Here is a 4,557-nt window from a genome sequence, read left to right on the forward strand (position 1 = left end):
GATGGATACTACTTGTTGTTATGCGGTTCAAGATAAGTTTTGGGTAACGGATCCTGATGGTAACGAGTGGGAGTTCTTTTATACAAAAGCAGATAGTGATGTTCATAAAATTGAAGATCCATCTTGTTGCACGACTTCTAACGTAGTAGATAAAAATTCTTGTTGTTAATAGGAGATGGAAAATAAAATGAAACGTTTATCTTTTCTAGATCGATATTTAACATTATGGATTTTTCTAGCTATGGCTGTTGGAATTGGTTTAGGATTTGTGTTTCCTAGTGTAGTAGACGGACTTAATACATTACAAGTTGGAACGACGTCTATCCCGCTTGCTGTTGGTTTGATTTTAATGATGTATCCACCGCTAGCGAAGGTTCGTTACGAGGAAATGGGCCGGGTATTTAAAGATGTAAAAGTGTTGGTTCTATCTTTAGTACAAAACTGGATTATTGGACCTGTACTTATGTTTGCTTTAGCAATTATTTTTCTTCCTGATAAGCCAGAATACATGGTCGGGCTCATTATGATTGGTTTAGCACGTTGTATTGCAATGGTAATTGTGTGGAACGATCTAGCTGATGGTGATAAAGAATATGCAGCAGGTTTAGTTGCTTTTAATTCAGTATTCCAAATGTTATTCTTCTCAGTTTATGCATACGTGTTTGTAACAGTAATCCCAGAGTGGTTAGGAATTGAAGGGGCTATTGTAGATATTACAATGGTAGAAGTAGCGAAATCAGTATTTATCTATTTGGGAATTCCTTTTATAGCCGGTATGTTAACACGATTTGTATTAGTGAAACTAAAAGGAAGACAGTGGTATGAAAAGGTGTTTATATCTAAGATTAGTCCACTTACATTAATTGCATTACTATTTACGATTATCATCATGTTCTCTTTAAAAGGAGAAATGATTGTTAGCGTACCATTTGATGTAGTAAGAATAGCGATTCCGTTATTAATCTATTTTATTGTGATGTTCTTTGTTTCTTTCTTTATGGGAAGAAAAATTGGTGCAAATTATTCGGTGACTACAACGTTAGCATTTACAGCAGGTAGCAACAACTTTGAGTTAGCAATTGCTGTAGCAGTTGGTGTGTTTGGTATTCACTCAGGCGCAGCATTTGCAGCTGTTATCGGACCGTTAGTTGAAGTACCTGTAATGATTGCACTTGTAAACGTTGCTTTTTGGTTTAAACGTAAATATTTTAATGATCAACCAGTCTAATTTAAAAACAAAGGCGGAAAACAACATGGAAAACAAAAAAACAATCTATTTTTTATGTACAGGAAATTCATGCCGAAGTCAAATGGCAGAAGCCTTTGGCAAACAATACTTAGGAGATAAGTGGAATGTCTATTCTGCAGGCATTGAAGCACACGGAGTAAATCCAAATGCTATTAAAGCGATGAAAGAAGTAAATATCGACATAACAAATCAAACATCAGATATGATTGATTCAAACATTTTAAATAATGCTGATTTAGTCGTTACTCTTTGTAGCCACGCAGATTCTGTCTGTCCTTCTACACCTCCGCACGTTCATCGTGTTCATTGGGGATTTGATGATCCGGCAGGAAAAGAGTGGTCTGAATTTCAACGTGTTCGTAATGAAATCGGTGAACGTATTAAACGATTTTCTGAAATAGGTGAATAAATAAAGGAAAGAGCTAATCTTCTATCGTATAGGAGATTGGCTCTTTTTTTACTATATATTTAACAAGAAAAAGTTGATAAGTTTACAGATAGCAGGTGTGTTATGCCAAAAACGTACTTGTGGCAATCGAATGGGATGCGGACGATGGTGTTATCTTCCGTTCAAAAAGATATGATTCTAGAAATCAAGGAAACAAACTTGGCTTTCCATCGTTAATTGTTGATGCGATTAAACGGTAAGTAATTCAATGAACGCATGTGTTAGTCCTATAAGTTTATGAGCCGCAAATGCGGCTTTTTTGTTTATGCTGTAAGTATTGCGGTAAAGATTCCTACATTCAATAGTAGTGCTTAAATATAGAAAAACACTTGTTTTATATTAAAAGACAGGTATTTTTGATATCTTAATAGACTTAAAGAAATGAATAAAATGTATAGTTTTTAATCAATTTGTTTGTTAGAAAAATAATAATACAAAATTTACATTGCTATAATGATTCTAAACCTAAAAGAGGTGGAAAACCCAACGCAAGGATCTAATATGGTGACCCCATCTAGTAAATTACTCTTAAAAAACTGCATAAATACCTTTGACCATATTTGTGATTTTTTGTAAAATGATATATATATAGAAAAATTGTGAATATACAGGCAATCTATGGATAATAGTTTCTAATAAATTATTCGGGGAAAATTTATTAGTTTAGTATATTAACTTGTTTGCACTGGATTTTACAAATAAAGGGGTATGAGGGGCATGAAAGCAAAGAAATTAGTAAGTTTAGCGTTACCAGTTATGTTATTGAGTGGTTGTATTACAATTGAAACTGATGGTAAGAAAGCTGAACCAAAGAAAGAAGAAACGCAAAAGGTAGAGAAAGAGAGTAAGTCAACTGATAGCAAGAAAGAGGATAGCTTATCTGTAGCGAAAGGTGAGGATACAAACAGTAGTTCATCAAGTAGTCAACCAAGTTCTTCTTCTAGTTCTTCAACTGGTAAGGTAACTGGTTCAGATGTTGAAAGGTACAAGTCAGATATCATAAACAGTGCTACTCAAATTGAAGATACAATGAAATTAATTGAAGGAATAGCAGGTTCAGACGTAAAGTCATACAAACAAAAGAAAAGTGAAGTACAACTGAGTTTAGGGGGAGCAAAGGCAACCACAACGAAACTGAAGAATCTACAAGCACCTCCTGAGTTACAGGGAGAACAGGCGAAGATAAAGCAGTCAATGGAACTGTATGCGGATTGTTTCCAACTTCTCTTTGATGCATTAGACCAAGAAGACGAGAGTAAAATGCATCAATCCGTATCGAAAGCACAAGAAGGTTCAAAACTGTTTGAAGAAGCAGCAAAGAGTATCGCTAGTAAAACCAACTAAGAATATATTACTCAAAGGGGTATGAGGTGTGAGGTATGAAAGTGAAGAAACTAATAGGGGTTGCAGTTCCAGTTGCCATATTATTAAGTGGTTGTGTTACAGTAAAAGATTCGGCAAGTAAAGAAGAAAAGACAGAAGAAACAAGTAAATCTAAGGCTTCTGAAMCGAAAGAAAAATCAACCAATTCGAAAGAAGAAAGTAAAGATGTTCAAAAGGTTCGAGTTTTAGATGAAGATTATGCACAATATTTATTAGACATTGAACAGGATATGTTAAGACGATTTGATTACTATGATGCTTCTGTAAGAGATTTGAGAAATGGAAGTAAATCAAAAGCTGAGGTATTAGATAGTATTAAAGACATCTATAAAGTATTTGATAAGATAGAGAAGATTTACGCACCGCAAAAACATAAAGAAGAACAAAAAGAGATTGAAAGAGCTACAGGTAAATTAAGAGAAACATTCGGTGAAATAGAGAAGTTATTCAACGATAAAGGTTTCAGCTTAGAGACTGATAAGGAAATTTTAGATAAAGCAAATACAAAACTAGAGGAAGCAAAACGTATTTGGAAACCTACATTCGATAAGTTAAGATCCGAAGTAAGCGGTGGTACAACTACAGATAAACCTTCCAGTACAACAAGTAGTTCTAGTGGTTCTATATCAGCAAACCCAACTACTGGTAGTCAGGCTCAGACAGATAAAAGTCAAGCTAAAACTGGCGTATTCGTAGGTACAATTGGTACATCTGAAGAGTTAGGAATTAGTTATGGAAACATGCAAAAGAACATAAAAGACGGTACTGAAATTATTGGTAATTGGGGTATTGATTACGGTAGTGGCGTAAAAACTACGTTAGTACTAAAAGGTGATAAGACATTTGAGTCTTATACGAATGGTTCTTATCCGAATAAGGATAACTACTTAACAGGAACATATACAGTAGATGTTCCGTCATTCCAGTTAGCCTTAAAAATAACAAAAGCAGTTAAAGACGGTCAAGAAGTGAAGCTAACAAATGACAGTGTAATGTATAAACTACAAAACTACGATGGTAATACATTACAAATTTATCACATGGACGATAACGTTCGTATTCGATATGTAAAACAATAAATAATTAGAAAAAAACTCTGTAAAAAATTTTACAGAGTTTTTTTATTGTGTAGCTTTGAAAGAAAGTTTGATCAAAATAAAGGCTTTTTGTTACATTACGGCTTACGTATTATTTACGCGGGCATGGGATTCCTTTTATGCAGATTAACGAGAATAGAGCAGGGGGGTCATTATGTTTGTCACTTTGAGTGATGACCTTGTGTGATTATTATTTGTGTAGATCTTCGTAACTTTTATGTAATTGTTTCATATATTAAAAAAAGACTCGATTCGCGGTATATAAAGTGGGCTGTAGTAGGAGAAGTACCTTCAAAAGTGCTATGGATGAAAAGATGATTAGGTTGTACGAAATATGAAAATGTACGGACATAATGATTGTAAATCCAATTATGTAACAA

General features: G+C 34.1%; 4 protein-coding genes and 2 pseudogenes. All 6 read left to right on the top strand.

Features of this window, described 5'->3' with window-relative positions; translation table 11 throughout:
* Positions 1-169, top strand: a pseudogene (locus AC1DTM_RS18680) (ArsI/CadI family heavy metal resistance metalloenzyme); the annotation flags it as partial.
* Positions 170-187: 18 nt separating this feature from the next.
* A complete protein-coding gene (gene arsB, locus AC1DTM_RS18685) occupies positions 188-1,228 on the top strand; it encodes an ACR3 family arsenite efflux transporter (protein WP_088099213.1) in 1,041 nt (346 codons plus the stop codon).
* 25 nt (positions 1,229-1,253) lie between these two features.
* Positions 1,254-1,658 carry an arsenate reductase (thioredoxin) gene (gene arsC / locus AC1DTM_RS18690; protein WP_088099212.1) on the top strand — a complete coding sequence of 135 codons (405 nt, stop codon included), beginning with the start codon at positions 1,254-1,256 and terminating at the stop codon, positions 1,656-1,658.
* A 128-nt stretch (positions 1,659-1,786) separates the two neighbouring features.
* Positions 1,787-1,897: pseudogene (locus AC1DTM_RS18695) on the top strand (class I SAM-dependent methyltransferase); the annotation flags it as partial.
* A 517-nt stretch (positions 1,898-2,414) separates the two neighbouring features.
* A complete protein-coding gene (locus AC1DTM_RS18700) occupies positions 2,415-3,041 on the top strand; it encodes a DUF7018 domain-containing (lipo)protein (RefSeq protein WP_088099211.1) in 627 nt (208 codons plus the stop codon).
* 35 nt (positions 3,042-3,076) lie between these two features.
* Positions 3,077-4,159: a DUF3994 domain-containing protein gene (locus tag AC1DTM_RS18705; RefSeq protein ID WP_477000635.1), complete on the top strand. Its 1,083-nt coding sequence runs from the start codon at positions 3,077-3,079 to the stop codon at positions 4,157-4,159.
* Positions 4,160-4,557 lie beyond the last annotated feature (398 nt).

Source organism: Bacillus sp. P4_D3, from assembly GCF_056401855.1.

Excerpts from the sequence above, each read along its gene's own strand:
- arsB (WP_088099213.1), top strand. The coding sequence starts at position 188 with ATGAAACGTTTATCTTTTCTAGATCGATATTTAACATTATGGATTTTT.
- arsC (WP_088099212.1), top strand. The coding sequence starts at position 1,254 with ATGGAAAACAAAAAAACAATCTATTTTTTATGTACAGGAAATTCATGC.
- AC1DTM_RS18700 (WP_088099211.1), top strand. The coding sequence starts at position 2,415 with ATGAAAGCAAAGAAATTAGTAAGTTTAGCGTTACCAGTTATGTTATTG.